This is a genomic window from Rhodococcus jostii NBRC 16295 (genome assembly GCF_001894825.1).
In the GTDB taxonomy this organism is placed as follows: Bacteria; Actinomycetota; Actinomycetes; order Mycobacteriales; family Mycobacteriaceae; genus Rhodococcus_F; species Rhodococcus_F jostii.
The window spans coordinates 1-26415 of record NZ_BCWY01000108.1 but is presented as its reverse complement, the minus strand read 5'-3'; the positions used below and the strand labels follow the sequence as shown (position 1 = coordinate 26415).

Below are 26415 nucleotides of genomic sequence, written 5' to 3'. Positions count from 1 at the left end.
CAACTGCTGGGCTCGATCCGAGATGTCAAACAGGGACATGGGAACTCCTGACGGGTAGTGAGGGAAACGTGGGTGTGCGCTTGTCGAGGTGACTCTGTACGCCCTCGACGAGATCGGCCCCGCGGAACGCCTGCAACATCAGGCCTTCCCCTCGGGCCACGGAATCGGCGTAGGTGCCGTCCGCATCGTTCTGTAATTGATCTTTGATGACGGCCATCGACGTCGGGGAGCAGTGCGTCGCCAGCTCCTCGGCATACGCGACCGCGACGTCGACGACCGAACCGTCCGTGACGAGGTGGTCGACGAGTCCGATGCGCAGAGACTCCTCGGCGTCCACCATGCGGCTGGACAGCAGCAGGTCGGTGGCCCGGCTGCGTCCGACGAGCCGGGGCAGCAGCCACGAGATGCCGTATTCGGCGATCAGCCCGCGCTTGGCGAAGGCGGTCGTGAACCGGGCCGACGCCGACGCGAACCGGACGTCGCAGTAGAGGGCCTCCACCATCCCGAGCCCCGCCGCGACCCCGTTGATCGCCCCGATCAGCGGCTTGCGCAGGGTCGCGGGAAGGTCGCGGGGGCGGAGACGGAGAAGGTCCGCCTCGGACACGTCCCCGACGGCCCGCAGACGCCCGAGGTCGGCGCCGGCGCAGAATCCGCGCCCGGCCCCGGTCACGACGATCGCGCGTACGTCCGGGTCGTCCTCGGCGTCGCTGAGCAGTGTGAAGTACCGGTTCTCGAGGTCGTCGGTCCACGCGTTCAGCTTGTCCGGCCGGTTGAACGTCAGCACGCAGACCGGTCCGCGCCGCTCGGCGAGAACCAGGTCTTCGGGCTCGCTCGTCACGCGTGCTCCAGCAGCGAACTCTGGTAGCGGCGCATCCCGCGCAGCCAGCGGTCGTAGTCGGAACCCTTCTGCCGGTACATGGTGAGCACGCTTTCATGGGGCAGGATCAGGAACGCCTCCCGGTCCACGGCGTCCAGCACGATGTCGGCGACCTGCGCCGGTTGCAGCACCTCCCCGGCCGAGACGACGGCCCGGGTGGCGGCGACGCCGAGCGGATCACCGGAGTTCTCGCCGGAGCGCATCAACTTCGTCTCGACCCCCATCGGACAGAGGCAGCTGACCCGGATCCCCTTGTCGCCGTACGTGACCGACAACCATTCGGCGAACGCGACAGCGGCGTGTTTGGTGACCGCATAGGTGGCCGACCCGATCTGGGTGAGCAGGCCTGCGGCGGAGGCCGTGGTGACGAAGTAGCCCTCGCCGCGCTCGGTCCACTTCGGCACCAGCTGCTGGGCGGCGCGGATGTGGGCACGGACATTGACGTCGAGAGCGAGGTCCCAGTCGGCGTCGTCGGCGTCGAGGCCGGGCGCTCCCGCGACACCGGCGTTGGCGAAGTACAGGTCGACCGGGCCGAACTCGGTCTCCGCGCGCTCGATGATGCGCCGGATCTGCTCGGTGTCGGCGACGTCGGCGCCTTCGGCGATGGCCGATCCGGGGTGGCGTTCGTTGATTCCGTCCGCGACCGCGGCGGCCGCGTTCGGGTCGAGATCGGCGACCAGCACCTTGGCGCCCTGGTCGGCGAGACGGTCTGCGATCGCCCCGCCGATACCGCCTCCACCGCCGGTCACGATGGCGACCTTCTGTGCAACCTTCACGAGGTGTCCTCTCCTTCGCCGTGCGTTGTGACTCGCGTCTCTCTTTTGTATAGTTGAATCCGTCGTCAAGTTCAAGTGTTGGAGTTCGACGAACACCTCGAAGTTCGATGCAGCCAACGTGACACATCCAGGCCCTGCACCACCCGGAATTGAGGGAGACAGATGACCGACACCACCGCATTGCCCGTTCGTCCGGCGAGCTTCGACGAGCTCACGGCATTGATCGGCAAGGAGCTGGGCCCCACCGAATGGCACGACGTCACCCAGGAACGCGTCAACGCCTTCGCCGACGCGACCGGCGACCACCAGTGGATCCACATCGACCCCGAGCGCGCCGCCGCCAGCCCGCTCGGCGGCACCATCGCGCACGGCCTGTACAGCCTGTCCCTCGGACCGGCCCTGTCGGCGACCCTGCTGCGATTCGACGGCTTCGCCCACAGCCTGAACTACGGCTACAACAAGGTCCGTTTCCCCGCGCCGGTGCCGGTGGGTTCACGCATCCGGATGCGCGCCACCATCCAGTCCGCCGAACAGGTGGGCGGCGGAATCCAGGTGACCATGAGCCAGGTCGTCGAGCGCGAGGGCTCCGACAAGCCGGTGGTCGTGTCCGAATCCGTCGCGCGTGTCGTCGAGGCCGGATAGCCGCCCGTGCCGTCGAGGCCGGAAAACCCTGTACCGCGTCGGAGGTTGACGACATGGCAAATGTGATCGATCCGGTGTCCCGCCACGCGGACGCCACGCCCGACAACATCGCACTGCGGGGCGCGGACAGCGCCCTGACCTACGGACAGCTGCATTCCGCGAGCACCCGCTACGCCGGAGCACTCACGGAGGCGGGCCTGTCCCCCGGCGACAGAATTCTCCTGGCCGCGCCGTCCGTGCCCGAGTTCGTGGTGGCGTACCTGGGTATTCAGGCGGCGGGGTGCGTCGTGGTCCCGGCGAACACGATGTCGACCCGGCCGGAGACCGAGTACGTCCTCTCCGATGCGGGCGCCTCGCTCGCCATCGTGTGGCACGAGCTCGGGCCGGCGATCGGCGACGCCGCGTCAGCGTTGGACATCCCCGCCTGGACACTCGCACCCGGCGCCGTCCCGGACGCCGAGCCCGTCCCCGCGGTAGAGCGGAAAAGGGACGACACCGCCGCCATCCTCTACACGTCCGGCACCACCGGGCGGCCGAAGGGCGCGGAGCTGACGGTCGGGAACCTGTTGTCCGGCGGTGAGATCGGTGCCGAATGCAGTCGCGGTTCGAGCGACGACCGGACGGGCACCGGACTTCCGCTGTTCCACGTCTTCGGCCAGGCCTCGGTCATGATGGCCACGTTCACCGGCGGCGGGTCGTTGTCGCTGCTGGCCCGGTTCGATCCGGCGGCGATGCTCGCCATGCTGCGCCGGGACCGCCTCACCATCATGGCCGGCGTTCCGACGATGTGGAATGCGATGCTCCATGCCGCCGGCGGTGCCGACCCGCAGGACTTCACGCAGCTCCGTATCGCCATCTCCGGCGGCGCGTCGCTGCCCGGCGAGGTGGCCCGCGAATTCGAGTCCCGTTTCGGGTGCACCATCCTCGAGGGTTACGGGCTCACCGAGACCACCGCGTTCGGCACGTTCAACGACATCGACCGCGGCGGGAAGATCGGTTATACGGGACGCGCGGTGCCCCGGACACAGGTCGAGGTGCGCGACCATGAGAACGTCGCCTGCTCGCCCGGCACCGTCGGCGAGGTGTTCGTGAAGGGTGCGACCGTGATGAAGGGCTACTGGAACCGGCCGTCCGACACCGCGGCCGTCCTGGACTCGGACGGCTGGCTGCGCACGGGGGATCTGGGCGAGATCGATTCGGACGGGGATCTGCGCATCGTCGACCGGGTGAAGGACCTCATCATCCGGGGCGGCTACAACGTGTACCCGAGTGAAGTCGAGGAGGTGTTGTACACACACCCCGACATCGTCGAGGCCGCCGTCGTGGGCGTCCCCGACGATCACTACGGGGAGGAGGTGGCCGCGGTCGTGGCCACGATCCCCGGGTCCGGCCTGGACGGCGGCGAACTGACCAGCTGGGCGCGGGAACGACTGTCCGCATACAAGATTCCCCGGATCGTCGCGATAGTCGACTCTCTTCCGAAGGGGTCGACCGGAAAGATCCTCAAGCGGTCGATCGACCGGACCGCACTGAAAAATGATGCACTGACCGCAGAAGTACCCGAAAGGTGAACACCGTGACATCCGTGAACAGGCAGGTCCGACTGGCGAAGCGCCCGGTCGGCCGTCCCGACGACTCCACCTGGGAGATCACGTCGGAACCGATCCCCGAACCGTCCGAAGGCGAGTTCACCGTGCAGGTGGACTACGTGTCCCTCGATCCCGCGATGCGCGGGTGGCTCGACGACGTGAAGTCCTACGTCCCGCCGGTGGCGATCGGTGAGGTGATGCGCACGCACGGCGTCGGCCGGGTGGTGGCGTCGAAGAACGCGAAGTTCCCGGTGGGACAGCTCGTCTCCGGACAGTTCGGCGTGCAGGAGTTCGCGCTCTCCGACGGCCGCGGCGCCCTCGCCGTCGACGAGTCGCTTGCCCCGGCGCCGACGTGGCTGGGCGCGCTCGGGTTCCCCGGCATGACCGCCTATTTCGGCCTCACCGACGTCGGCAAGCTGGAGAAGGGCGACACCGTGCTCATCTCGGGGGCCGCGGGGGCGGTCGGGAGCATCGCCGGGCAGATCGCCAAATTGAAGGGCGCCACGGTGATCGGCATCGCCGGCGGTCCCGAGAAATGTGCGTGGCTGACCGACGAACTGGGTTTCGACGCGGCGATCGACTACAAGTCCGAATCGGTCGGCAAGGCCCTGCGCGCCGCCGCACCGGACGGGATCGACGTCTACTTCGACAACGTCGGTGGCGAGATCCTCGACGCCGCCCTGGCCCGGCTCCGCAAGAACGCCCGGGTCGCGTTGTGCGGCGCGATCTCCGGATACAACGCCACCGACCCGCAGCCCGGCCCGTCCCGGTACCTGTCGCTACTGGTCAACCGGGCATCGATGACGGGGTTCATCGTGTTCGACTACCTCGACCGGTTCCCCGAGGGCATGGAAGCGATGTCGGAGTGGATCCGCGCCGGCGAGATCGTGACCCGCGAACAAGTCGAAACCGGGGGCGTCGAAGCCTTCGGCCGCACACTCAATCTGCTGTTCGACGGCGCCAACACCGGAAAGCTCGTGCTGAAGATCAGCTGACAGCTTCCTTTCACGACGATGCCCACCGCCGAGATCCGGCGGTGGGCATCGTCGTGAAAGGACAGGATTTCTAGTAGAACTGGGCGCCGGGAACGGCCGTGGGATCGTTCCGGACCTCGGCGGGGTTGGTCTCGCGGAGCTTCCACGCGCAGAGGAGCGTGACCAGTCCCATCAGCGCGACGAAGACGGCGACGAACGTGGTGGTACCGGTCTTGGCGATCAGCGCGGTCATGATGAAGGGGGTGCCGCCGCTCACCGTGATCGCTGCCAGTTGGTACGCGAGCGACGCCGCCGAGTACCGCACGTTGGGAGCGAACAGTTCACCCATGTACGCGGCGATCGGCCCGTACGTCATGGACTGGAAGACGCTGCCCACCGTGACGGCGAGGAAGAACAGCAGCAGGTTCCGGGTGTTGATCAGCCAGAAGTAGGGGAACGCCCACACGATGATCATCGCCGCACCGATCAGGATCATCGGCCTGCGTCCGATCTTGTCGGACATGTGCCCGGACCACAGCACCACACCGACCGTGAGTGCGGCGCTGAGCAGGGAGATCGCGAGAAGGTCGTTGCGCTTCATGCCCAGTTCGGCCGTGCCGTAACTGAGGACGCCGGCGATGGAGATGTAGAACAGCGAGTTGGTGGCCGCGAGCAGTCCGCAGCCGAGCAGGATCTTGCGCCAGTGCTCCCTGATCGCCTGCGTGAGCGGTGCGCGGACGACGGTCTTGTTGTTCTTCTGCGCCTCCTCCTGCAGTTCGCGGAATTCGGGGGTGTCCTCGACCTTGGTCTGGATGTAGAGCACGACCGGGAACAGGAGTGCGCTGGCGAAGAACGGGATGCGCCAACCCCAGCTGAGGAAGGCCTCGTTCGAGATGGCCGCGGTGGCGCCCAGGAACACGAGGTTGCCGAGCAGGACGCCGAACGAGACGCCCATCTGCCCGAAGGTTCCGGAGAATCCCCTGCGTTTGGGGCTCGCCGACTCGGTGAGCAGCAGAACGATCCCACCCCACTGACCGCCGCAGGCGATGCCCTGGACGAAGCGCAGGATCACCAGCAGGATCGGCGCTGCTACTCCGATGGTCGCGGCGCCGGGGAGGCAGCCGATCAGGAACGTCGCGAGTCCCATGAACAGCAGGCAGGTGACGACGGCCGGTTTGCGCCCGTACTTGTCGCCGAAGTGACCGGCGACGAGGCCGCCGAGCGGGCGGGCGACGAAGCCTGCCCAGAAGGTGCTGAACGAGAGCAGGGTGCCCATCAATGCCGACGAGTCGGGGAAGAAGACGTGGGGAAAGACCAGTGCCGCAGCGGTTCCGTACAGGAAGAAGTCGTACCACTCGATCGAGCTGCCGACGAGTCCCGCCGCAAGCAGCTTCCGATGAGCACGCTTGCGCTGCACGATTGTGTCGCCGGCTGCGTCCTTACTCGGCTGCACCGCGGATGTAGTCATCCGATCACTCCTCGAAATAGGTCTTCTGTGGACGTGGGATTGGATTTTCAGAACATGACGCCAACTTCAAGTCAGTGAGCGCTTGCTTAGTGTGTTTGACTAGCTGTGTGATGTCAATCACTCGAGCGGATTGATCTTGCCGAATCCCGCCGGTGCGGACGAAGCTCGATGCGGCGGAGAGGACCACCGATGACCGAACTGCACGAAGACGTGTCCGTGACCGACGAGCCGAGCCCGGGACCGCCGACATCCGAGGAACGCCTGCTCCGCGCGGCGACCACACTGTTCTCCGACAAGGGTTTCGAAGCCACGCGCACCAGGGACATCTCGACCATGGCGGGGCTGAGCCCGTCCGCGATGTACGTGCACTTCCCCTCCAAGGAAGATCTGCTCTTCCAACTGGTCCGCCGATCGAACGAGCGCGCACTCGCCCTGGTGCTCAGCGCCGTCGCACCGTTCACCGACCCGATCGACCGCGTCCGGGCACTGGTCCGGGAGTTCAGCATCATGCACGCCCGGAACTTTCGGCGTGCGCGCATCGCGCAGTACGAGAGCAGACATCTGAGTCCCGAACACCACGAGGTGGTGGCCGAGACCCGCCTCCAGATCCGGCTCGCGGCAATCCGCGAGGTGCAGAACGGGATCGACCAGGGGGTGTTCCTGATCCCCGACCCCCGCGTCGCGGTCCTGGCGATCATGTCGCTCGCAGTGGACATCTGCCGGTGGTACAGCCCCGACGGCGAGTTCACGCCGGCGGAGCTGGGCGACATCAACGCCGATCTCGTCCTGCGGATCCTCCACGCGCCCGGCTACTGACGGACCTTCAGACGCGGTCCGGGACGCGCAGCGCGTTCGTCCACATCCGCGCGAGCCCGGCGGTCAACTGTTCGAACGTGAGCGACCTCCGTTCGCTCGGCGGCCCGACGAAGTAGCTGTACGCCATCCTTCCGACCATGGCGGACAACGCCTTCGACGTCAGCATCGGATCGAGCGACGCGTCCGCGAGACCGCGGTCCTGAAGATCGGCGATCGCTCGCGCGTTGCGCCGGTAGAAGGTCTCGTCCCGCGAGCGTTCCAGCTCGCGAAACGCGGGGTCGACTTGTGCAACCTGCTCGAGCAGGGCCAGCAGTCGCGCATTCCGGCGGCAGGCATGCAGGTATGCCCGGATGCTCGCCTCCACGACCGCGTGCACGTCGCCCTCGTCCTCGACCCGCCCCATCCCGGGATGCAGCAGGTCGTTCTGCGTCACCTCGACGACCGCCGCGAAGACCTCCTCCTTGCTGGTGAAGTAGGTGTAGAAGGAGCCGGTCGAGAGTCCGGCCTCCTTGCTGATGTCGACGAGCCGGGCGTCGAGGTACCCCTCGCGCTCGAACACCACCCGGGCCGCGGCGACGAGACGGTCGCGGGTGCGGACACCTCGGGCCGTGACGGGTGCAGTGGGTGCGATTCGCGGGCGCGACATGTCAGTAGGGGTCGACGTTCTCGAAGTATCGACGGGGCACCTCGACCAGCATCTCGGTGATCATCTTCTCGGTGACCCCCCGCTCCCGGACGTACGGCAGCACGTCGTTCTCGATGTGCAGGTAGTGCCACTGCGGCAGCGCTGCCATCAAGTTGGGGTCGATCCAGTCGATGTAGCAGGAGGCGTCCTGCGACAGGACCATCTGCCCGGCGAATCCGCGGCGGCACATCTCGACGAGGGTGTCTGCGCGTGCTTCGAACGTCGTCTCGAGGTTGATGCCGAACCGGTCCATCCCGAGGACGAAGCCCTCCTCGGCGAGGCTGGTCAGGTGCTCGACGTCGGTGCTGTCTCCGCTGTGCCCGAGCACGATCCGGTCGGGCCGCACCCCCTCTTCGTCGCACATCACCCGTTTGACGTGCAGCCCGGCCTCGCTGCCGGGGTGGGTGTGCACGGTGACGGGGACGCCGGTGCGCCGGTGCGCCTTCGCGACGGCCCGCATCACCCGCTCGACTCCCGGCGTGGGCCCCTGATGGTCGATCGCGCACTTGAGCAGGCCCGCGCGGACCCCGGTGTCGGCGATCCCCTCTTCGATGTCCTTCACGAACATGTCGACCATCGGGTCGGGGACCGCGGCACCGACCATCGCGTCGAGCGCCGGACCCCGGTAGTGGAAGAAGAACGGCACGTCGTCATAGGTGTAGAGCCCTGTTGCCGCAACGATGTTCAGCTCGGGAAGCTGCTCCGCGACCCGCTGAATGCGCGGAATGTACCGCCCGAGCCCCACGACGGTGGGGTCGACGATGGTCCGGACACCCTGCTCGGCCAGCGCGAGCAGTTTGGCGACGGCGTCGGCGACCCGCTCGTCCTCGCTCCCCCACTCGTCGGGGTAGTTCTGCTGCATGTCCGGCGTCAGCACGAACACGTGCTCGTGCATGTACGTGCGTCCGAGTTCGGCGCTGTCGATCGGTCCGCGGACCGTGTTGATCTGGCTCATCTAGGCTCGCCCTCTCCGGATGTGACCGTCGTCATACTCCCGGACTCAGCGTAGAGCTAACTTGAACCTGACGTCAACATTTAGTCAGGGGTGGATAGACCGCGGGCGAGGCGGAATCCGACGTCGTCGATCCGGTACGTCGGGTGACTGCGCCGGCGCACCGACGCACGGCAACTCCAGTGCTCGTCGAACCACCCACCACCGCGCAGTACCCGATACGTGCCGTACACCTCGGGGTCGTACAGGTCCCAGCACCACTCCCACACGTTGCCCAGGGTGTCGTGCAGTCCCCAGGCGTTCGGCTCCTTGCCGCCGACTTCCTGTGGCCGCCCGCCGGAGTTCTCGCGGTACCACGCTATCGCGTCGAGGACGCCGTATCGGGGACCCCTCGTTTCCGCCCGGCAGGCGCGTTCCCACTCGGCCTCGGCGGGAAGCCGGTACCCGTCCGCGGCGGTATCCCACACAGTGTCGTCGCCGTCCGCCCGATAGGCGGCGGCGAGACCGGCCCGCTCGGACAGTGTGTTGCAGAAGCGGATCGCGTCCTGCCAGGACACGCCTTCCACCGGCAGGCGCGCGCCCCGGGTCGCGCCGGGCCACTCCCCGGTGATCTCGGCGTACTCGCCCTGGGTCACGGGATGGACGGCGATCTCGAAGGCATCCAGCTCGACGCTCCAGCTGCGGGTGGTTCGCCGATCCGACAGACTGATCCGGCCTGCGGGGACGGCGATCATGGGGGTTCTATCCACCGCCGGCCGCGGCCTGGATCGGCGCCATGTCGAAGTAGTCGCGCCACGTGGTGATCTTGCCGTCGGTGATTTCGAAGACGCCCACGACGGGCAACTCGACGACGGTGCCGTTGAGGGTGAACACGTCGATCCGTTCGTTCATCACCACACCGCTCGACTCCTCGGCGTTGGGGCTCTGCCCGCCGTCGGTGAGTTGCCGGTGCACGCGGAAGTCGATGCCGCCGAAGGCCGCGATGAAACCGGCGATGAACTCGCGAATCGCGTCACGTCCGATCACGGGCTCCATCGGAATGTTGTGATAAACAGCGTCTTCCGCGAAGTACTCGGCGATCTTCGCCGGATCGGGTTCGATCCATTCGGCGCAGAATTGGGTGACCAGCTGGTCCGGGGTCATCGGTTCTCCCTTTTGATCGAGGCTGGTTCGATGATGGCCATGACGGACTGGATCGCCCCCGCCGGGATGTCGAAATGCTCCGTGATCCGGACCGACGTGACCTCGGTGGGGGTGGCCCCGAGATCGAGCAGGAACCGGGCCACCACGTTGTCGCCCCATTCGTGGAACGAGAGTTCGCGGACGGCCTGGATGGCCTGGTATTGCAGGCCGTTCTCGAGTTCGTCCCGGATGAAGGCCCCCGATTCGCCGGTGTGCTGACCGTTCTCCACCCGCCACGCGTTGTCAGCCAGACGCACCTTGGTGGCGTCGTGGCTGACCAGCGCGTCGATGTAGGCGCGGGCCATCGCGACGCGGCCGCTGTCGGCGGTGTCGGAGGCGTGCTTCGCGATCGCAGCCAGCAGGGGCTGCGCCAACTCCGGCCGGCAGATCAGGAGGTCGGGCAGATAGGGGTGGGATTCGTTGTAGTCCAACGGCGTTCCGTCGATCCGCGAGCAGTGCAGGCCGGCCGCGACCGCGACGCCGACGGGTGCTGCCGAATCCCATTCCCACTGGCCGCCCGCGTGGACGTAGGCGTCCACGTCTCCGCGGAGCACGGCCATCGCCTTCGCGCCTGCCGAACCCATGGTGGAGACCTCGGCACCGATCTCCGTGGCGACGGCGTCGACGAAGGCCGGCGGCCTGCTGGCGCTCACGACGATCCGCGGGCGGGCCGGGAGCAGCTCGGCGTGCACCGCATGACTGTCGTCGTCGCTGGCATACACGGCGCCCAGGGCCGGTTGCGCGACCGCGGCCGCGGTGATGCCGCGACCGCGTTCCCACAGCGCGACGTGCACGGCCCAGTCCGAGTGCCCCGGCAGTCCGTACTCCTTGGAACCGTCGAGGGGATCGATGATCCACACCCGCGAACTCTCCAGCCGCGACCTGTCGTCGGCCGACTCCTCCGACAGGATGGCGTCTTCCGGTCGCTCCGCGGAGAGCTTGCCGAGGATGAACGCGTCGGCGGCGACGTCGCCGCGCCTGCCCAGTTCACGACCGTCCGCCGATCCGAGTCCCGCGGTGCGGATGTCCAGCAGCAGGGCGCCGGCACCGGAGGCGATGTCGGCCGCGAGTCGTGCGTCAGTGGTCACGTCTCAACAATTCCATAATTCTCGCGGCTTGTTCGGTCGGCGTGCCGTCCTCGGGCCGGAGGACGAGTTCGGCGTTCTCGGGGGCCTCGTACGGGTCGTCGACCCCGGTGAAACCGGTGATCTCCCCCGCGCGGGCTTTCGCGTACATGCCCTTGGGGTCTCGCGCCTCGCACTGTTCCACCGGGGTGTCGACGAACACCTCGACGAAGTCGAGACCGGCCGCCCGGTGCTGTTCCCGGACGCGGTCCCGGTCGGCGCGGTAGGGGCTGATCAGCGAGGCGATCGCGACCACCCCCGAGTCGGCGAGCAGTTGGGCCACGGCGCCGACGCGGCGTACGTTCTCGGCGCGGTCGTCCGCACTGAAACCGAGGTCGGCGTTGAGACCGTGGCGCAGATTGTCGCCGTCGAGCCGGTAGGCGGGCACCCCGGACGCGACCAGGCGTCGCTCGAGTTCGACCGCGACCGTCGACTTCCCCGACGCCGACAGTCCGGTCAGCCACACGGTGCGGCCCCGTGAGGCCCGCTCCTCGCGTGAGACGGCCGCGGCGTGCCACACCACCTTCGAGCGCGACAGCGTCGGCCCGGTGATCATCCCCGCGGCGACGGTGTTGTGGGTCGACTCGTCGACGAGAATGAAACTGCCCGTCACGTGGTTGCGGCGGTAGGGGTCGAACATCAGCGGCTGCGACGTCTTCAGCTGGATGCGGCCGATCTCGTTGAGCGAGAGCGACTGAGCGGACTCGTCGCGGTGCAGGGTGTTGACGTCGAGTCGGTAGTCGAGCCGCTCGACGGACGCCCTGGTGGCGCGGGTGGTGTGCAGCAGCGTGTACCGGGCATCCGGTGTCAGTGCGGACTGGTCGCTGAACCAGCAGACCATCGCGTCGAGTTCCTGCCCGACGAGGGGCCGGTTGTTGGGGCGGCACAGCACGTCGCCGCGACTCACGTCCAGCTGGTCGGTCAACTGCACGCACACCGCCGACGGTGCGAACGCCTCGTCGAGGCGGGTGCCACCGGGACCCCAGATCGCGCTGATCGTCGAGGTGAATCCCGACGGCAGCGCCACCACCTCGTCGCCCGGCTTGAACACGCCACTCGCCACCGTGCCTGCGTAGCCGCGGAAATCGTGCAACGCCGAATCGGTCTGGCGCTGCGGCCGGACCACGTACTGCACCGGGAACCGCGCGTCGATGAGGTTGCGGTCGGATGCCACGTGTACCTGCTCGAGATGGTGCAGCAGCGACGCGCCCTCGTACCACGGCATGTTGACCGTGCGTTGCGCGATGTTGTCGCCGCGCAGCGCGGACACCGGGACGAACGTGAGGTCGTGGACCTCCAGTTTGATCGCGAACTGCCGGAACTCCTCCTTGATCTCCTCGAACCGTTCCTCGGACCACCCGACGAGATCCATCTTGTTGACGCACAGCACGAGGTGGGGAATGCCGAGGAGGCTGGCGATGAAGGCGTGGCGGCGCGTTTGCTCGAGGATGCCCTTGCGGGCGTCGACGAGGATCAGGGCCAGGTCGGCGGTCGACGCCCCGGTCACCATGTTCCGCGTGTACTGCTCGTGGCCGGGGGTGTCCGCGATGATGAACTTGCGGTGCGGTGTGGCGAAGTAGCGGTGCGCGACGTCGATGGTGATGCCCTGCTCGCGTTCGGCGCGCAGACCGTCGGTGAGCAGGGCCAGGTTGGCGTGCTCGTCGCCCCGTTCGCGGCTGGTCCGCTCGACTGCCTCGAGCTGATCCTCGAAGATCGCCTTGGAGTCGTACAGCAGCCGGCCGATGAGGGTGGATTTGCCGTCGTCGACGCTGCCCGCGGTCGCGACCCGGAGTAGCTGCGGCATCAGAAGTACCCTTCCTTCTTGCGGTCTTCCATGCCGGCTTCGGAGATCCGGTCGTCCGCCCGGGTGGCCCCGCGCTCGGTCAGCCGGCTCGCGGCGACCTCCGTGACGACGGCCTCGGCGGTGGTCGCCGAGGATTCGACGCAGCCCGTGCAGGTGGCGTCGCCCACGGTCCGGAATCGGACCAGGGCCTCGTACGGCTCGTCACCGGGGAGCAGCGTCAGGAACCGGGTGTGCGCCAACAGCATTCCGTCGCGCGGCACGACCTCCCTGCGGTGCGCGTAGTACAGGGGCGGCAGTTCGATCTTCTCCTCGCTGATGTACTGCCAGATGTCGAGTTCGGTCCAGTTGGACAACGGGAACACCCGGATGTGCTCCCCCTTGCGGTGCCGGCCGTTGTACAGGCTCCACAATTCCGGTCGCTGCGCCCGCGGATCCCACTGCCCGAACTCGTCCCGGAAGCTGAAGATCCGCTCCTTCGCGCGGGCCTTCTCCTCGTCGCGGCGGGCGCCGCCGAAGATGGCGTCGAACCCGTTGTCGCGAATGCCGCGCAGCAGTGCGGTGGTCTGGAGCCGGTTGCGGCTCGCCCGCGGTCCCGTCTCCTCGCTGACGCGTCCTGCGTCGATGTCGTCCTGCACGCTCGACACCACCATCCGCAGGCCGAGGCGGGCGACGGTCCGGTCGCGGAACCCCAGAACCTCGTCGAAGTTGTGGCCGGTGTCCACGTGCATGACGGCGAACGGGAGGGGTGCGGGCCAGAACGCCTTGGCGGCCACGTGCAGCATCACCACCGAGTCCTTGCCGCCGGAGAACAGCAGGACCGGACGCTCGAACGTGGCGGCGACTTCTCGGAAGATGTGCACGGCTTCGGCTTCGAGCGCGCCGAGGTGGGACAACTCGTACACGGGCGGTGCGGTCATGGGCGACTCCTCGTCGCGAGTGCCATACCGGTCACTGGTTCATATTTGGACCAGCCCGGTCGAAAATGAATGCACCTCCGAGAATAGAACGTGTTTCAGATTCTGGTCAATGCCCGTTCGTCACCGGGGCCGGCGTCCACCCACCTCCGTCGTGATCGCGTCCGCGGCCGCGGCGAGAGCCTTGCCCCGCCGCGCGATGTCGGACGGCGCGAGCTCGGCACCCACGTAGAGCGTGAGAACCATGGCCTGATGCCCCTCGGCGTCGTATGTCGGCGCTGCGATGAGACTGACGGGATGCGGCGCGGCGGGGTCCGCATGCTCGGCGTCCAGGTACACCCGCTCACCGAGACTGGACACCATCTCGCCGAGGACGTCGCGCAGTTCCGGCGGCAGATCGTGCGCGGCGACGCCCGCCATGAGCGTGTGCAGACGCTGACCGACCGGGGTGAGCGTCTCGACGAGGTAGCCGGTGCGCGAGCACTCGTCGACCACGGTGCGCAACCGGTCCCGGTCGAGGCGCACCGGCAGCGTCGGCTCCCGCCGCAGCCACGACTGCAGCGCGTCGTCACCGTCCCACAGCACGTACATCAGCCCGACGGGCGGCGCGAACGGGTACATCTCCCCCACCTTGGCGGCCGCCCGGACACCCGGCGGGCTGGTCAGCTCGAGGACGGCGATGCGGTCGCCGACCACCGCCGACGCCGTGCACGTGGTGCGGAACTCCTCACTGAGCGCGGCGAGATGCCTGCGTGCCACCGGCCCGGCCGCGAACCCTTGCTGGGCGGCCCGGCCGGCCGCGATGAGCGCGGGGCCGAGTCCGTACGTCTTGGTGGCGGGATCCCGGACGAGGTAGCCGCCCCGGGCGAGTTCGGTGAGGATTCCCAGGCAGGTCGGCTTGCTGATGTCGAGTTGCCGGGCCAGTTCCGACAGCCCGAATCGGTGCTCCTTGCGTGCCACGAGGAAGTCGAGCACCTCCACCACCCGCACGGTGGGCGGCGACCGCCGGCCCTGCATCCTGTCGGACGTCTCGTCTTCGTGTCCCATTGACCACTCCTTAGAACACGTTCTATTGTCGGTTCATCAACGTTCTACCACGCAGGTACATATTTGTACCACCCCTTCGTGAGGAGCACGGTGTGCTGACCGACCCATTCGCCGACGCCATGGCCGAAGCCGAGAAACTGATCGAGAGCGCCCCCCACATCCGCACCGAACAGGATCTGCTCGAGGGCTACCAGTACCTCGCCGGCGGCATCCTCGCGACGACGCACGCCGCCTGGGCCACCGAACGGTCGCACCCCACGTTCATCTCGGGCACCGGCCCGTACATGAAGATGGGCCTCGACAACCCCGACACCCTGTACTTCGGCGCGCGGATCGACGACGACGTCGAATACGTGGTCACCGGCAGGCGCGGCACCACCGTCGACCTGAGCTTCCAGGTGCTGAACGGAAACTACACGGCCGCACACGTTCCCGGCAGCGTCACGGCGTTCGACGACCGGGAGATCGACATCGCGCCCGACGGCTTTTTCGAGGTGCGGTTCGGCCCCGACGAGAGCGCAGGCAGGCGCAACTACTTCACCCTCGCGCCGGGTTCGTCGCAACTGGTGGTCCGGGAGGTGTACAGCGACTGGAGTCAGCGGCGCGGCACCATCCGCATCGCCAGAGCCGACACGATCGGCACCGCCCCCAGCCCCCTCACCCGTGAGACCGTCGAGAAGCGGTACGCCCGTGCCGGCAAGGCGCTCGTCTCGCGGGTCAAGACCTGGCTGCAGTTCCCGGAGTGGTTCTACCTGAACCTGCCCGTCAACACGATGACCGAACCCCGGCTCACACCCGGCGGCCTCGCCACGCAGTACTCGTCGGTCGGGCACTACGAACTCGCCGACGACGAGGCCATCGTCGTCACCGTCCCGAAAGCCGATGTGCCGTATCAGGGTTTTCAGCTGGGCAGCATGTGGTACATCTCGCTCGACTACGTCAACCACCAGACGTCGCTGAACGTCTCGCAGTCGCAGGTAGACCCCGACGACCACATCCGCCTCGTCATCAGCGAGCGCAACCCCGGCGTCGCCAACTGGATCGCCACCGTCGGGCACCTTCGTGGCTACCTGCAGTTCCGCTGGCAACGCGTCTCCCGCGAACTGACCCCGGAGGACGGACCCCGGATCGAGGTGGTGAAGTTCGACGAGATCCATCGACAGCTTCCATACCACGACTCCAACAAGATCTCACCCGAGGACTTCGCCGACCGTATCGCCGCACGCCAGGCCGCGGTGGCCGACCGGATGCTGGGATGACCGCCATGACCACTCCACAACTGTTGCAGGACAAGGTGGTCGTCATCTCCGGCGTCGGGCCCGCACTGGGGCGCACCCTCGCCGTCCGGTGCGCAGACGCGGGTGCCGACGTGGTGCTGGCGGCCCGCACGGCGTCGCGCCTCGACGAGGTGGCGAAGGAGATCATCGCCGCCGGACGACGCGCGGTGACCGTGCCGACCGACATCACGGATCAGGCGTCGGCGGAGAACCTGGTGTCCGCCGCGATCGACGCGTACGGCCGGGTCGACGTGCTGATCAACAACGCCTTCACGGTTCCGTCGATGAAACCGCTGGCACGCACCGATTTCGACCACATCCGCAGCAGCTTCGAACTGACAGTGCTCGGCGCCCTGCGCCTCACCCAACTGTTCACTCCCGCGCTCGCCGAGGCGAACGGGGCGGTGGTGAACATCAACTCGATGGTTCTCCGGCACTCCCAGGAGCGGTACGGCAGCTACAAGATGGCCAAGTCCGCCCTGCTCGCGACATCGCAGTCGCTCGCCACGGAGCTGGGTCCGCAGGGAATCCGCGTCAATTCCGTTGCTCCCGGCTACATCTGGGGAGACACGTTGAAGCAGTACTTCACCCATCAGGCCGAGAAGTACGGGACGACCGTCGAGCAGATCTACGAACACACCGCCGCGAACACCGACCTGAAGAGGCTCCCCACGACGGACGAGGTCGCCGACGCCGTGCTCTTCCTCGCCTCCCCGATGGCAAGCGCCGTCACCGGCCAGTGCCTCGACGTCAACTGCGGCGAATTCCACCACTAGCGAGAAGAACCGGAGCATCATGAGCGAGCGCACCACCGTCGGCACCGTCGAGGACCTCCACGCGTCGGCCACCCGCATGACGGGTCTCACGGACTTCGGCGTGGACGACTACACCGAGGCCCTCGGCGTCCTGCTGGACTCGTATCACACCGACGAGCAACTGACCCCGCTCGGCAGCAAGGTGTCCCGGGTCTTCCTCCGCGGCGCGCTGGTGGCCCGGCTGCTCAGCGAGGCCGCGTGGAAGCAGAACCCCGGACATGCGGACGTGCGGATCGAGCGGCCCATCTTCGTCACCGGACTCCCCCGCACGGGGACGACGGCGCTGCACCGACTGCTCACCGCGGACCCGTCGCATCAGGGCCTGGAGATGTGGTTGACCGAGATGCCCCAGCCGCGGCCGCCGCGCGACACCTGGGAATCGAATCCGGTGTTCCAGAAGATCGAGGAGGCGTTCAGCCGTCATCACATCGAGCGTCCCGAGTTCATGGGGGTGCACTACATGTCGGCGCGCGAGGTCGAGGAGTGCTGGCAACTGCTGCGGCAGACATTCAAATCGATCTCCTACGAGTGCCTGGCGTCGCTGCCCGCCTACTCCCGGTGGCTCGAAGGGCAGGACTGGACCAACGCCTATCAGCGGCACAAGAAGAACCTGCAGCTGATCGGATTACCCGATCGGGATCGCCGCTGGGTGCTGAAGAACCCCAGCCACCTGTTCGCGCTCGACGAACTGCTGGCGGTCTATCCGGACGCCCTGATCATCCAGACCCACCGGCCGCCGCGCACGATCGTCCCGTCGGTGTGCAGCCTCGCGGAACAGGCGACCGAAGGATGGTCGGAAAAGTTCCGGGGCAGCGTCATCGGGGAGAGCCAGCTCGAACTGTGGGCCCGGGGGCTCGAACAGTTCACCGCGGCACGCGCCGAACACAATCCTGCACAGTTCATCGACGTCGACTACCAGGATTTCGTGGCCGATCCGCTCGGCACCGTCGAAGGGATCTACACGCATTTCGGTCTCGACTTGAGTGCGCCTGCCCAGGGCGCGATGGAGGCGATGCACGCCGAGAGTCGCAGCGGCGACCGTCGGCCCTCACACAAGTACACGCTCGAGGAGTTCGGGCTGACCGCCGAGCAGGTGGACGAGCGATTCGCGAACTATCAGTTCAGCGCGACCAGCTGACCGGATAGTCGAGGATCGACGACGCCGCCCGCGCGGCGATCAGCGGCCGGGGTGACAGGGGCAGGTGGAAGACCGGGGCGGACGGCGGTTCGGGCTCGGGCTCGGGTTCGGGCTCGGGCTCGGCGTCTGGTTCGGCGTCGGGTTCGGGCGACCGTTCCGCGCCGCTGCCGAGGTCGAGCGCGTCGAGCAGGGGTATCAACTCGGCGGCGATCCGGTCGCCCACCGCGGTGAATGCCGACTCCGCGAGCCCCACCGGGTCGCTGATGTTCGGCTCGTCGACCGTCCCGTAGTCGCGGCGGGCGACGGCGAGTTCGGCGACGGTGCGGGCACCGGTGTCGGCGGCGATCCGGCGGGCCTCGCGGAGCGTGAACGTGCAGTGACTCGTTCCGAGAAGCAGTTCCATCGAACGATCCCGGATCTGCTCGGTCATCGCGAGGACGAGGTCGGCGCGCTTGATCATCTCGGGGCGCAGGCGACGCGCCCTGAAGCCGTCCGCACTCGCACCGAGACCTTCGATGACGCGCGCGGCGACGGGTTCGATCGGAAAGCCCACGAGGGCCCGCACCCCGGCGCTCTCGGCGGTGAGGTGCGGCAGATCGTGGGCAGCCGCATACGCGTGCGTCAGCCGCTCTGCGATCGGCGAGCGGCAGACGTTCCCGCTACAGACGAACAGAACGTGCATGAGGGCACCCTAACCAGCGAGTTCGCCTTCGCGCGCGGGCAATTCCACTGGCCGAGCGGTCTGTTTCCGACGTTCATCTCCCCGTGTCGAGCCGTTCATCCGTTGGATTCCTCGCGGTCACCTCGAATGGCGAACGCCCAGTTCACAGCAGTCGGTGCTGGAGTGACGCCAGGTAAGCGATCTGCGTCACATCCGGCGGAACCGGTGCCGGACATCCGACGTCGTCTGCCCACAGCAGACAATCGCCGGTCCGGCGCCGGTGCGGCGGTAGTAATGAGGCATGACCACAGCCGCACTCCCCGATCTGAACTACCGCGACCTGTTGGCGGACAGATTGTTTCGCCAGCGCACGATCCTCCTCACCGGCGAGGTGGACGACGCCATGGCCGAGCGGGCCTGCTCCGAACTGGTGCTGCTCGCGGCCGCCGACCCCAAACGCGACATCGTGCTGTACATCAACTCGCCGGGTGGCTCCGTGTTCGCCGGCCTGGCCATCTACGACACGATGAAACTCGTGCCCAACGACGTGGTGACCGTCGCCATGGGTTTTGCTGCGAGCATGGGGCAGGTACTGCTGTGCTCGGGAACCCACGGCAAGCGAATCAGCCTGGCGCACAGCCGCATCATGATGCACCAGCCGTCGGCGGGCATCGGCGGCACCGCCGTCGACATCGCCATCCAGGCCGAGAGCCTCGAACGGATGAAGCGTCAGTCGCAGGAGATCCTCGCCGCCGAGACGGGTCATCCCGTCGAGGAGATCGCCGAGGACAGCGACCGCGACCGCTGGTTCACGGCCGACGAGGCCCGCGACTACGGGATCGTCGACCGCGTCGTGTCCTCGTTCGCCGAGATCGCCCCGCACACCACCGCCCCGAGAATTGGACTGTGACGCCATGTCCCAATACACCATCCCCCACGTCATCGAGCGCACCCCGGCAGGTGAGCGGTCGTTCGATATCTTCAGCCGCCTGCTGAACGAGCGGATCGTCTTCCTCGGCACGGAGATCGACGACGGAGTCGCCAATGTGGTGATGGCGCAACTGCTCCACCTGCAGGCGGACAGTTCCGACCAGGAGATCGGGCTCTACATCAACTCCCCCGGCGGCTCCACCACCGCGATGCTCGCCATCTACGACACGATGCAGTTCCTGCGCCCGACCATCGCCACGTACTGCATGGGTCAGGCCGCGTCCGCCGCGGCGGTTCTCCTGTCCGCGGGCACCATGGGACACCGCCACGTCCTGGCGCATTCCCGAGTTCTGCTGCACCAGCCGTCCACTCAGGGCAACGGCACGATCTCCGACCTCGCGCTGCAGGCCGCGGAGATCATGCGGGTCCGTTCACAGACCGAGGCGATCCTGAGCAAACACACCGGGCAGACCGTCGAACGTCTCCGCCGGGACACCGACCGGGACCGCATCTTCACCGCTCGAGAGGCCATCGACTACGGTCTCGCCGACACCATCGTCGTGGACTGACCCACCAGGTCAGGCGGCGAGCAGGGTGGGCACCTGCCGGTTCACGGTCCAGGCAATCGGGGTGCGGTTCGCCGCGCCGAGCCGGCGCCCGGACCGGAACAGCAGGTGTTCCACCGACATACCGAGGGCGCCGCACACTGCGCGGAGCATTTCCGAGGACGGCTCCTTCTTGCCACGCTCGATCTCGGAGAGGTACTGCTTCGACATGCCGACGGCGCCGGCGACGTCCTCGAGGCTGCGGTCCTGGTCGCGGCGCGCGTCGCGGAGCACCCGCCCGTAGAGCTCACGCACCAGCGGCTCCTCCCGCGAGTCCTCGGGAGCGGCTGTGACCAGCGTCAGTCTGCGCTGCGCGTCCATACCTCCGGAGTCTTCCAGAATCACGGCGGCAGCACCGCGCAGTTCGCCGACAGCGGACAACGGTGTCAGTACCGCCCGAACGCGAGTGCGACGTTGTGTCCGCCGAAGCCGATCGAATTGCTCAGTGCGTAGTCGATGCGCTGCCGACGGGCCGACCCGGCGACGACGTCCAGGTCGATGGCCGGGTCCTAGTTGTCGAGGTTGAGGGTCGGTGGAACGATCTGATCGCGCACCGTCAGGACGGTGAGGATCGCCTCGACGGCTCCGACCGCGCCGATGGAATGACCGAGGGCCGACTTCGGGGCATACACCGACGCTCGCGGCGCGACGGCGGCGATCGCGGTGGCCTCGGAGGCGTCGCCGACGGAGGTCGAGGTGGCGTGGGCGTTGACGTGATCGATGTCCGCGCCGCTGAGACCCGCCGTGGCGAGCGCCTTCTGCATGGCCCGGGCAATTCCCGCGCCCTGCGGATCGGGGGCGACGATATGGTAGGCGTCCGAGGTGATTCCGGCACCCAGGATTCTGCCGTGGATCTCCGCGCCCCGCGATCGGGCGTGCTCCTCGGATTCGAGCACGAGGATCGCGCCGGCCTCACCGAACACGAAACCGTCTCGATCACGGTCGAACGGGCGCGATGCCCGCTCGGGTTCGTCGTTGCGGGTGCTCATCGCCCGCATCATCGCGAAGCTCGCGATAGGTACCGCGTCGATCTGCCCCTCGACCCCGCCGGCCACCACCACGTCGGCCTCGCCGGTGGCAATGAGGCGCCAGGCGTGTGCGAGGGCCTCCGACCCCGACGAGCACGCGGAGACCGGCGCGAACACTCCGGCCTTCGCCCCGATCTCCAGTCCGACCGTCGCGGCGGGACCGTTCGGCATGACCATGGGAACGGACATCGGCGAGACCTTGCGGTACCCGTTCGCGCGCATCGCATCGACGGCGCCGACCAGCGCGTCACCGCCGCCCAGCCCGGTGCCGATGGCGACCGCAAGCCTCTCGCCGTCCACGTCGGGCGTGCCGGCACTCGCCCAGGCCCGCCGACCCAGGACGAGGGCGCTCTGCTCGACGAAGGACAGCCGGCGCTGCTCGACCCGCGACAGTTGATCGGCGGGGTGCGCTCGGAGCTTGCCCCCGATCCTGACCGGAAGGTCGTAGGCGTCGACGAACGCGTCGTCGAGCACACCGATGCCACTACGGTTGTGCAACAACCCTTCCCACGTTCCTTCGACGTCGTCGGCGATCGACGTGGTGGCGGCGAACGCCGTGATCACCACCGGGCGTCCGGGCGATGCCGTTTCTGAAGCAGTCGTTACAGTCATGCCGTCATGAATACCTGTAGCGTTCGGTACAGTCAAACGTATGGCCCGCCCCCTCGACCACGCCAAGCGCGCGCAACTCCTCGCCGACGTCGTCGGCTACATCGCCGAACACGGACTCGCGGACCTCTCGCTCCGACCGCTCGCCGCCGAGCTGGGGACGAGCTCGCGCATGCTGATCTACTACTTCGGCACCAAGGAGGAACTGCTCGTCCAGGCGTTGGGGACGCAGCATCCCGACTTCTCGCTGCTGTTCTCCGGAGTCTCGGATCGGGACGGACTGCGCGCGGGCCTGGCGAAGCTGTGGACGTCGACCACGCAGGGCGAGTCCTCGGTCAGCACGAAGATCCTGGTGCAGGTGATGGGTGTCGCGAGCGTCCAGCGGGGCCCGTTCGCCGATTTCGCCACCTCGGCTATCCACGCGTTGATCGACGCCGTCGCCGACGCGATGGGCCGATGCGGGTTCGCACCCGAGCACGCCCGCGACGAGGCGACGATCGCGGTCTCGGGACTTCGGGGAATCCTCCTGGACCGCCTCGTCACCGGCGACGTGGCGCGCACCGATCGGTCGGCGTCACGCCTGATCGAGCAGGTGGTTGCCGAGTAGTGCGTCGACGCGCTCGGCCGCCTCGTCCGGAATCCAGTGACTCACGCCGCGGAGGACCTCGAAGGTGTACGGACCGTCGACGAATCGCGACGTCAGCTTCGGCCCGACCGGTCCGATCGCCGTGTCGCGGTCGCTCCACACGAAGAGGGTGGGCACCCGCACCTTCCGGGAGGCGGATCGCGGTGCGGTGAACGGCATCGCCCGATACCAGTTCAGGGCGCCCCGGGCGCGCGTCCGGTCGCGCATCGGCTCGAGGTCGCGTTTCGCTTCGTCCGCGGTCTGGCCGCTGGCCAGCAGAGCCCGGTGGCCCACACTGTCCGGGGTGATCAACCGCTCCGGAATCCACGGCAGCTGGAACGCGAACATGTACCACGACTTCAGGATCTGCCGACTGGTGAGCATCGCCCGGACGAACGCCGCCGGGTGCGGCACCGACAGCGCCGTGAGGGTGCGGACCCGATCGGGCCGTTCCGCCGCGATCCCCCACGCCACCGCCGCACCCCAGTCGTGTCCGACGACATGCGCCGGGCCGAGGCCTGCCTGATCGATGAGCGCGACGACGTCCGCCACCAGTTCGGAGCTGCGGTACGCCCAGCGGGCGCGGGGCCGGGCCCCGGCCGAATAGCCGCGCTGGTCCGGCGCGAGGGTGCGGAAACCCCGCCGATGCAGCAGCGGCGCCAACGCGTCCCACGACCGCGAATCCTGCGGAAATCCGTGCAGCAGCACCACCGGCACCCCGTCGATCGGGCCCTCGTCGCGGACGTCGAACACCAGCCCATCGCGGGTGAACGTGGCGATCCGCTCGCTCATCGGGCCGCCGCCACGGATTCGCTGCGATCCGCGGCCGGCGCGCCGGCGCGGAGGAACCGTCCCGTCTTGGCGACGCCGAAACCGCCGGTGAACTCGCCGTCCCGGTAGACGAGACGGCCGTTGATCACCGTCGCGACCGCGGCGCCGTCGCTGCGGTTCACCATCCGGCGCAGACCGCTGTACTCGGGGACCTCGGCCTCGAACAGTCCGTCCACCGTGGCGTCGAGACCCGCGGGGTCGACGACGACCAGATCCGCGCGGTCGCCTTCGCGGAGATGGCCGGCGTCGATGCCGTACCAGTCGGCCAGCTCGCCTGTCAGCCGGTGGACGGCCCGCTCGACGGTCAGGAACGGCTTGCGGTCCGACTGCGCATCCTTGACCTTCTTCAGCAACCGGATCGGGTAGTTGTAGAACGCCATGTTGCGCAGGTGGGCACCCGCGTCGCCGAATCCCATCTGCACACCCGAGCTGGCCGCGAGCTTCTTCGCGAACTTGGGGCGATGGTTGGCGATGGTGGTCCGCCACCGCAGTGCAGTGCCGTACTTCACGACGAGGTCGAGGTACGCGTCGACCGGGTGCACGCCGCGTAGGTCGCCCACCGCTCCGAACGTCTTGCCGATCAGCGTCTCGTCGGGGCAACCGACGATCACGGCGTCGTAGAAGTTGCGGTGCCAGATGCGGGGACTGAACTTGTCGTCGTAGTCCTTGCGGAACCGGCGCCGGTAGGCCTCGTCCTGCAACAGGGCATTCCGCTCCACCTGGTCCTTGAGGTGCAGGGCCGCCGCGCCGGCACCGAACTCCTCGAACACCACGAGGTCGATGCCGTCGGCGTAGACGGTGAAGGGCACCGGGAGGTGCTGCCACTTGAAGTCGGTCTTGGCGAAGCGGTTCAGCAGCGGTGCCGCGGCGAGCATGAAGTACACGATCGGCGGGTACGCCTTCGAGTCCGCGGCCGACAGCAGCGACGTCTTGAGGGGCTTGCGCCGTCCGAGACCCGAACTCTCCGCGAAGAATCCGGCGATGTTGGGGTGAAGGTTGATCGTCGGCGCGCTCTGCAGGATCTTGCCGCGGTCGCGCAGGATGCGGTTGAGGAACCGGAACTCCTTCCACCGCGCGTACGTGGACGGCAATGAGCGCGAACGGTATTCGTCGCCGTCGATCTTGTCGAGCGCATTGGTCATGGACGAGAGGCCGAGGAAGCCGGCGTCGACGGCCTCGGTGAGCAGTGCGCCCATCCGCTCGAGCTCGCGCGCACTCGGCTTCGTCCGCTTGTCGGTGCCCCGGCCGAGACCCAGGACGTGGGTGCGGATGTCGGAGTGCCCGATGAAGCCGGCGATGTTCGGCCCGAGCGGCAACGACTCGAGGGCCTCGACGTACTCCGCCGGACTCTGCCAGATCTTGTTCTCCTCCAGGATCCGGAGCACGGAGTCGTGTGGCACGGCCTCGACCCGGCTGAAGAGGTCGGCGCACTCGCGCGGCGTCGAATAGACGGTGGACAGCGAGCAGTTGCCGAGGACGACGGTGGTCACACCGTGCCGCACCGACTCCGGCAGTCCGGGGCTGACGAGCACTTCGGCGTCGTAGTGGGTGTGGACGTCCACGAAACCGGGGAGCACCCATTTACCTCCCGCATCGATGATCTCGGTGTCGGGTCCGACGGGCAGCGGGCGAATCGATGCCACCGCGACGACGCCGCCGCGAATGCCGAGATTGCGACGCCGAGGCGCGGACCCGGTTCCGTCGAACCACAGCCCACCATTGACGACCACATCGAAATCCGACATTGTTGCGCTCCTCACACTCGGTATGTGTTACCCGAGGTTACGTATCCCGTTGAGTAAAAGTCAATGGACGGGCCGTGCGTTTCTCCCTAGGGTGCAGGGGTGGCCGCTGCACCCCGCTCACCCGAAGATCGGCGCGCGCAGATCCTCGACGTGGCCGTCCGGCTCCTCGAGTCGGTGCCGTTCGACGAACTGTCCATGGACCAGGTGGCGGCCGATGCGGGTGTCTCCCCGCCGCTGCTGTTCCACTACTTCAAGAACAAGCAGGGTTTTCGCAACGCCGTACTCGAGGCCTCCGCGTCCGAACTCCAGCGACGGATGACCCCGGACGAGACGCTGCCCGTGCCCGAACAACTCCGGGCCGGCGTCGAAACGTTCGCGAATGCGGTGATCGAGCACCCCACCATCTATCTCGCGGTCATGCGGATGGCCGCCAGCGGCGACGAGAGCATGCGGCAGATCTACCGCGGCATGCGGCGGACGTTCACCCGCTGGATCGGCGCATCGCTGGCCGAGTTCGGCGTGCCGACGACGCCGGCGCTCGAGGCCGCGATCTCGGGCTGGCAGGCGTTCATGGAGGAAATCGTGCTGTCCTGGCTCGACGAACCCACCATGGGACGCACCGAGATGATCGACCTCTGTGAGCGCGCCTTCTATCACCTGCTACCCGCAGCAGGCGTCGACGTCGACACCCTCGACGTGACAGGCTGAACCGAACCACATCCGGGCAGGCGCAAGGGGGTTCGCGGTGGGCACACTGATCTACTCGACGATCATGTCGCTCGACGGTTACATCGCCGACGAGGACGGAAATTTCGACTGGGCCGCGCCCGACGAGGAGGTCCACACCTTCGTCAACGAGCTCGAACGGCCGGTCGGCACATACCTGTTCGGGCGACGCATGTACGAGACGATGGTCTACTGGGAGACCGCGCAGGACCTGGCCGGAGAGCCCGATTGCATCCGGGATTTCGCGGAGATGTGGAGGGCGGCCGACAAGGTCGTGTACTCCACGACAGTGGAGTCCGCGTCGAGCGCCCGGACGCGCATCGAGCGGAACTTCGATCCCGAGGCGGTCCGGCAACTGAAAGCGCAGGCCGATCGCAGCCTCTCCGTCGGCGGTCCGGGACTGGCGACGCACGCATTCGAGGCCGGCCTGGTCGACGAGTGCCACGTGTTCGTCACCCCCGTGGTGGTGGGCGGCGGCACCCGATCCCTCCCGGATCACGTCCGGTGCGGGCTGGAATTGCTGGACGAACACCGCTTCGACAGTGGTGTCGTCTTCCTCCACTACCGCGTCGCGG

Annotated in this window: 27 protein-coding genes and 1 pseudogene; 12 read left to right on the top strand and 16 right to left on the bottom strand. The window is 67.7% G+C overall.

Translation table 11 applies throughout. From position 1 onward, the window contains the following. Nucleotides 1-25: 25 nt before the first annotated feature. A complete protein-coding gene (locus RJ1_RS39035; RefSeq protein ID WP_073368901.1) occupies nucleotides 26-838 on the bottom strand; it encodes an enoyl-CoA hydratase-related protein in 813 nt (270 codons plus the stop codon). Continuing rightward, nucleotides 835-1653, bottom strand: coding sequence for an SDR family oxidoreductase (locus RJ1_RS39030; protein ID WP_073368899.1), 819 nt, complete (start codon nucleotides 1651-1653; stop codon nucleotides 835-837). Before RJ1_RS39030 ends, RJ1_RS39035 begins: the two co-directional genes overlap by 4 nt. A 162-nt stretch (nucleotides 1654-1815) precedes the next feature. Between RJ1_RS39030 and RJ1_RS39025 the strand changes: the two genes are divergently transcribed. From RJ1_RS39025 to RJ1_RS39015, 3 genes are read left to right on the top strand one after another with little or no spacing between them, the layout of a single operon-like run. Continuing rightward, nucleotides 1816-2295: a MaoC family dehydratase gene (locus RJ1_RS39025; protein ID WP_073368897.1), complete on the top strand. Its 480-nt coding sequence runs from the start codon at nucleotides 1816-1818 to the stop codon at nucleotides 2293-2295. Between the two features lie 53 nt (nucleotides 2296-2348). Beyond that, complete coding sequence (locus RJ1_RS39020) at nucleotides 2349-3866, top strand: AMP-binding protein (RefSeq protein WP_073368894.1); 1518 nt, start codon at nucleotides 2349-2351, stop codon at nucleotides 3864-3866. Between the two features lie 5 nt (nucleotides 3867-3871). After that, nucleotides 3872-4879: an NADP-dependent oxidoreductase gene (locus tag RJ1_RS39015; RefSeq protein WP_073368905.1), complete on the top strand. Its 1008-nt coding sequence runs from the start codon at nucleotides 3872-3874 to the stop codon at nucleotides 4877-4879. Between the two features lie 70 nt (nucleotides 4880-4949). Here the strand turns inward: RJ1_RS39015 and RJ1_RS39010 are convergent, their stop codons facing one another. Continuing rightward, nucleotides 4950-6326 carry an MFS transporter gene (locus RJ1_RS39010; RefSeq protein ID WP_073368892.1) on the bottom strand — a complete coding sequence of 459 codons (1377 nt, stop codon included), beginning with the start codon at nucleotides 6324-6326 and terminating at the stop codon, nucleotides 4950-4952. 189 nt (nucleotides 6327-6515) lie between these two features. Between RJ1_RS39010 and RJ1_RS39005 the strand changes: the two genes are divergently transcribed. After that, complete coding sequence (locus RJ1_RS39005; protein WP_073368890.1) at nucleotides 6516-7142, top strand: TetR/AcrR family transcriptional regulator; 627 nt, start codon at nucleotides 6516-6518, stop codon at nucleotides 7140-7142. Nucleotides 7143-7149: 7 nt separating this feature from the next. On the opposite strand, the gene RJ1_RS39000 is transcribed toward RJ1_RS39005, so the two are convergent. From RJ1_RS39000 to RJ1_RS38965, 8 genes are all read right to left on the bottom strand, one after another. Continuing rightward, nucleotides 7150-7788, bottom strand: a complete 639-nt coding sequence (locus tag RJ1_RS39000) for a TetR/AcrR family transcriptional regulator (RefSeq protein ID WP_073368888.1) — start codon at nucleotides 7786-7788, stop codon at nucleotides 7150-7152. 1 nt (nucleotide 7789) lies between these two features. After that, entirely contained in the window at nucleotides 7790-8782 is a 993-nt protein-coding gene (locus RJ1_RS38995; protein ID WP_073368886.1) for a phosphotriesterase family protein, read from the bottom strand. Between the two features lie 80 nt (nucleotides 8783-8862). Continuing rightward, the gene (locus RJ1_RS38990) at nucleotides 8863-9513 is read right to left on the bottom strand and encodes a formylglycine-generating enzyme family protein (RefSeq protein WP_073368884.1); all 651 of its coding nucleotides are present in this window, start codon (nucleotides 9511-9513) and stop codon (nucleotides 8863-8865) included. Between the two features lie 7 nt (nucleotides 9514-9520). Continuing rightward, nucleotides 9521-9922 carry a nuclear transport factor 2 family protein gene (locus RJ1_RS38985; protein WP_073368882.1) on the bottom strand — a complete coding sequence of 134 codons (402 nt, stop codon included), beginning with the start codon at nucleotides 9920-9922 and terminating at the stop codon, nucleotides 9521-9523. Beyond that, entirely contained in the window at nucleotides 9919-11049 is a 1131-nt protein-coding gene (locus RJ1_RS38980; protein ID WP_073368880.1) for a 3'(2'),5'-bisphosphate nucleotidase CysQ, read from the bottom strand. The genes RJ1_RS38985 and RJ1_RS38980 overlap by 4 nt, the downstream gene beginning before the upstream one ends. After that, nucleotides 11039-12889 (bottom strand): adenylyl-sulfate kinase, encoded by a 1851-nt coding sequence (cysC, locus tag RJ1_RS38975; RefSeq protein ID WP_073368878.1) that lies wholly within the window; start codon nucleotides 12887-12889, stop codon nucleotides 11039-11041. The genes RJ1_RS38980 and cysC overlap by 11 nt, the downstream gene beginning before the upstream one ends. Continuing rightward, nucleotides 12889-13806, bottom strand: a complete 918-nt coding sequence (gene cysD, locus RJ1_RS38970) for a sulfate adenylyltransferase subunit CysD (protein WP_073368876.1) — start codon at nucleotides 13804-13806, stop codon at nucleotides 12889-12891. Before cysD ends, cysC begins: the two co-directional genes overlap by 1 nt. Nucleotides 13807-13926: 120 nt before the next feature. After that, nucleotides 13927-14850, bottom strand: coding sequence for a helix-turn-helix domain-containing protein (locus tag RJ1_RS38965; protein ID WP_073368875.1), 924 nt, complete (start codon nucleotides 14848-14850; stop codon nucleotides 13927-13929). Between the two features lie 92 nt (nucleotides 14851-14942). Here RJ1_RS38965 and RJ1_RS38960 point away from each other — a divergent pair, with 92 nt between their 5' ends. The 3 genes from RJ1_RS38960 to RJ1_RS38950 are packed head-to-tail and all read left to right on the top strand — an operon-like array spanning nucleotide 14943 to nucleotide 18080. After that, a complete protein-coding gene (locus tag RJ1_RS38960) occupies nucleotides 14943-16109 on the top strand; it encodes a hypothetical protein (protein ID WP_073368873.1) in 1167 nt (388 codons plus the stop codon). Next, nucleotides 16106-16903 carry an SDR family oxidoreductase gene (locus RJ1_RS38955; RefSeq protein WP_073368871.1) on the top strand — a complete coding sequence of 266 codons (798 nt, stop codon included), beginning with the start codon at nucleotides 16106-16108 and terminating at the stop codon, nucleotides 16901-16903. Before RJ1_RS38960 ends, RJ1_RS38955 begins: the two co-directional genes overlap by 4 nt. Before the next feature lie 19 nt (nucleotides 16904-16922). Further along, complete coding sequence (locus RJ1_RS38950) at nucleotides 16923-18080, top strand: sulfotransferase family protein (RefSeq protein WP_073368869.1); 1158 nt, start codon at nucleotides 16923-16925, stop codon at nucleotides 18078-18080. Here RJ1_RS38950 and RJ1_RS38945 read toward each other — a convergent pair. After that, a complete protein-coding gene (locus tag RJ1_RS38945) occupies nucleotides 18064-18762 on the bottom strand; it encodes an arsenate reductase/protein-tyrosine-phosphatase family protein (RefSeq protein ID WP_073368868.1) in 699 nt (232 codons plus the stop codon). The genes RJ1_RS38950 and RJ1_RS38945 overlap by 17 nt on opposite strands. Before the next feature lie 280 nt (nucleotides 18763-19042). Here RJ1_RS38945 and RJ1_RS38940 point away from each other — a divergent pair, with 280 nt between their 5' ends. Both RJ1_RS38940 and RJ1_RS38935 read left to right on the top strand, forming a co-directional pair. Next, on the top strand, nucleotides 19043-19651 hold the full coding sequence (locus tag RJ1_RS38940; protein ID WP_073368867.1) for a ClpP family protease: 609 nt from the start codon (nucleotides 19043-19045) through the stop codon (nucleotides 19649-19651). A 4-nt stretch (nucleotides 19652-19655) separates the two neighbouring features. Next, nucleotides 19656-20240 carry an ATP-dependent Clp protease proteolytic subunit gene (locus tag RJ1_RS38935; protein ID WP_073368866.1) on the top strand — a complete coding sequence of 195 codons (585 nt, stop codon included), beginning with the start codon at nucleotides 19656-19658 and terminating at the stop codon, nucleotides 20238-20240. A gap of 9 nt (nucleotides 20241-20249) precedes the next feature. Here RJ1_RS38935 and RJ1_RS38930 read toward each other — a convergent pair whose 3' ends face one another. Both RJ1_RS38930 and RJ1_RS38925 read right to left on the bottom strand, forming a co-directional pair. Further along, the gene (locus tag RJ1_RS38930; protein ID WP_073368903.1) at nucleotides 20250-20597 is read right to left on the bottom strand and encodes a helix-turn-helix domain-containing protein; all 348 of its coding nucleotides are present in this window, start codon (nucleotides 20595-20597) and stop codon (nucleotides 20250-20252) included. Nucleotides 20598-20662: 65 nt separating this feature from the next. Beyond that, a pseudogene (locus RJ1_RS38925) lies at nucleotides 20663-21916 on the bottom strand (KasA/KasB family beta-ketoacyl-ACP synthase). 40 nt (nucleotides 21917-21956) lie between these two features. Here RJ1_RS38925 and RJ1_RS38920 point away from each other — a divergent pair. Then, nucleotides 21957-22520, top strand: coding sequence for a TetR/AcrR family transcriptional regulator (locus tag RJ1_RS38920; RefSeq protein WP_073368865.1), 564 nt, complete (start codon nucleotides 21957-21959; stop codon nucleotides 22518-22520). Here the strand turns inward: RJ1_RS38920 and RJ1_RS38915 are convergent. Together RJ1_RS38915 and RJ1_RS38910 are read right to left on the bottom strand one after the other, a co-directional pair. Further along, nucleotides 22488-23330 carry an alpha/beta fold hydrolase gene (locus tag RJ1_RS38915; RefSeq protein ID WP_073368864.1) on the bottom strand — a complete coding sequence of 281 codons (843 nt, stop codon included), beginning with the start codon at nucleotides 23328-23330 and terminating at the stop codon, nucleotides 22488-22490. The two genes, RJ1_RS38920 and RJ1_RS38915, sit on opposite strands and share 33 nt — an antisense overlap. After that, complete coding sequence (locus RJ1_RS38910) at nucleotides 23327-25114, bottom strand: N-acyl-D-amino-acid deacylase family protein (protein ID WP_073368863.1); 1788 nt, start codon at nucleotides 25112-25114, stop codon at nucleotides 23327-23329. Before RJ1_RS38910 ends, RJ1_RS38915 begins: the two co-directional genes overlap by 4 nt. A 99-nt stretch (nucleotides 25115-25213) precedes the next feature. Here RJ1_RS38910 and RJ1_RS38905 point away from each other — a divergent pair, with 99 nt between their 5' ends. Together RJ1_RS38905 and RJ1_RS38900 are read left to right on the top strand one after the other, a co-directional pair. After that, a complete protein-coding gene (locus tag RJ1_RS38905) occupies nucleotides 25214-25822 on the top strand; it encodes a TetR/AcrR family transcriptional regulator (protein ID WP_073368862.1) in 609 nt (202 codons plus the stop codon). 37 nt (nucleotides 25823-25859) lie between these two features. Beyond that, a partial coding sequence (locus RJ1_RS38900) for a dihydrofolate reductase family protein (RefSeq protein ID WP_073368860.1) occupies nucleotides 25860-26415 on the top strand: 556 nt, incomplete at its 3' end.

What these genes read in the sequence shown, in the direction of transcription:
- RJ1_RS39025 (WP_073368897.1), top strand. Translation starts at nt 1,816, where the DNA reads ATGACCGACACCACCGCATTGCCCGTTCGTCCGGCGAGCTTCGACGAG.
- RJ1_RS39020 (WP_073368894.1), top strand. Translation starts at nt 2,349, where the DNA reads ATGGCAAATGTGATCGATCCGGTGTCCCGCCACGCGGACGCCACGCCC.
- RJ1_RS39010 (WP_073368892.1), bottom strand. Translation starts at nt 6,326, where the DNA reads ATGACTACATCCGCGGTGCAGCCGAGTAAGGACGCAGCCGGCGACACA.
- RJ1_RS39005 (WP_073368890.1), top strand. Translation starts at nt 6,516, where the DNA reads ATGACCGAACTGCACGAAGACGTGTCCGTGACCGACGAGCCGAGCCCG.
- RJ1_RS39000 (WP_073368888.1), bottom strand. Translation starts at nt 7,788, where the DNA reads ATGTCGCGCCCGCGAATCGCACCCACTGCACCCGTCACGGCCCGAGGT.
- RJ1_RS38995 (WP_073368886.1), bottom strand. Translation starts at nt 8,782, where the DNA reads ATGAGCCAGATCAACACGGTCCGCGGACCGATCGACAGCGCCGAACTC.
- RJ1_RS38990 (WP_073368884.1), bottom strand. Translation starts at nt 9,513, where the DNA reads ATGATCGCCGTCCCCGCAGGCCGGATCAGTCTGTCGGATCGGCGAACC.
- RJ1_RS38985 (WP_073368882.1), bottom strand. Translation starts at nt 9,922, where the DNA reads ATGACCCCGGACCAGCTGGTCACCCAATTCTGCGCCGAATGGATCGAA.
- cysC (WP_073368878.1), bottom strand. Translation starts at nt 12,889, where the DNA reads ATGCCGCAGCTACTCCGGGTCGCGACCGCGGGCAGCGTCGACGACGGC.
- cysD (WP_073368876.1), bottom strand. Translation starts at nt 13,806, where the DNA reads ATGACCGCACCGCCCGTGTACGAGTTGTCCCACCTCGGCGCGCTCGAA.
- RJ1_RS38965 (WP_073368875.1), bottom strand. Translation starts at nt 14,850, where the DNA reads ATGGGACACGAAGACGAGACGTCCGACAGGATGCAGGGCCGGCGGTCG.
- RJ1_RS38955 (WP_073368871.1), top strand. Translation starts at nt 16,106, where the DNA reads ATGACCGCCATGACCACTCCACAACTGTTGCAGGACAAGGTGGTCGTC.
- RJ1_RS38950 (WP_073368869.1), top strand. Translation starts at nt 16,923, where the DNA reads ATGAGCGAGCGCACCACCGTCGGCACCGTCGAGGACCTCCACGCGTCG.
- RJ1_RS38945 (WP_073368868.1), bottom strand. Translation starts at nt 18,762, where the DNA reads ATGCACGTTCTGTTCGTCTGTAGCGGGAACGTCTGCCGCTCGCCGATC.
- RJ1_RS38940 (WP_073368867.1), top strand. Translation starts at nt 19,043, where the DNA reads ATGACCACAGCCGCACTCCCCGATCTGAACTACCGCGACCTGTTGGCG.
- RJ1_RS38935 (WP_073368866.1), top strand. Translation starts at nt 19,656, where the DNA reads ATGTCCCAATACACCATCCCCCACGTCATCGAGCGCACCCCGGCAGGT.
- RJ1_RS38930 (WP_073368903.1), bottom strand. Translation starts at nt 20,597, where the DNA reads ATGGACGCGCAGCGCAGACTGACGCTGGTCACAGCCGCTCCCGAGGAC.
- RJ1_RS38920 (WP_073368865.1), top strand. Translation starts at nt 21,957, where the DNA reads ATGGCCCGCCCCCTCGACCACGCCAAGCGCGCGCAACTCCTCGCCGAC.
- RJ1_RS38915 (WP_073368864.1), bottom strand. Translation starts at nt 23,330, where the DNA reads ATGAGCGAGCGGATCGCCACGTTCACCCGCGATGGGCTGGTGTTCGAC.
- RJ1_RS38910 (WP_073368863.1), bottom strand. Translation starts at nt 25,114, where the DNA reads ATGTCGGATTTCGATGTGGTCGTCAATGGTGGGCTGTGGTTCGACGGA.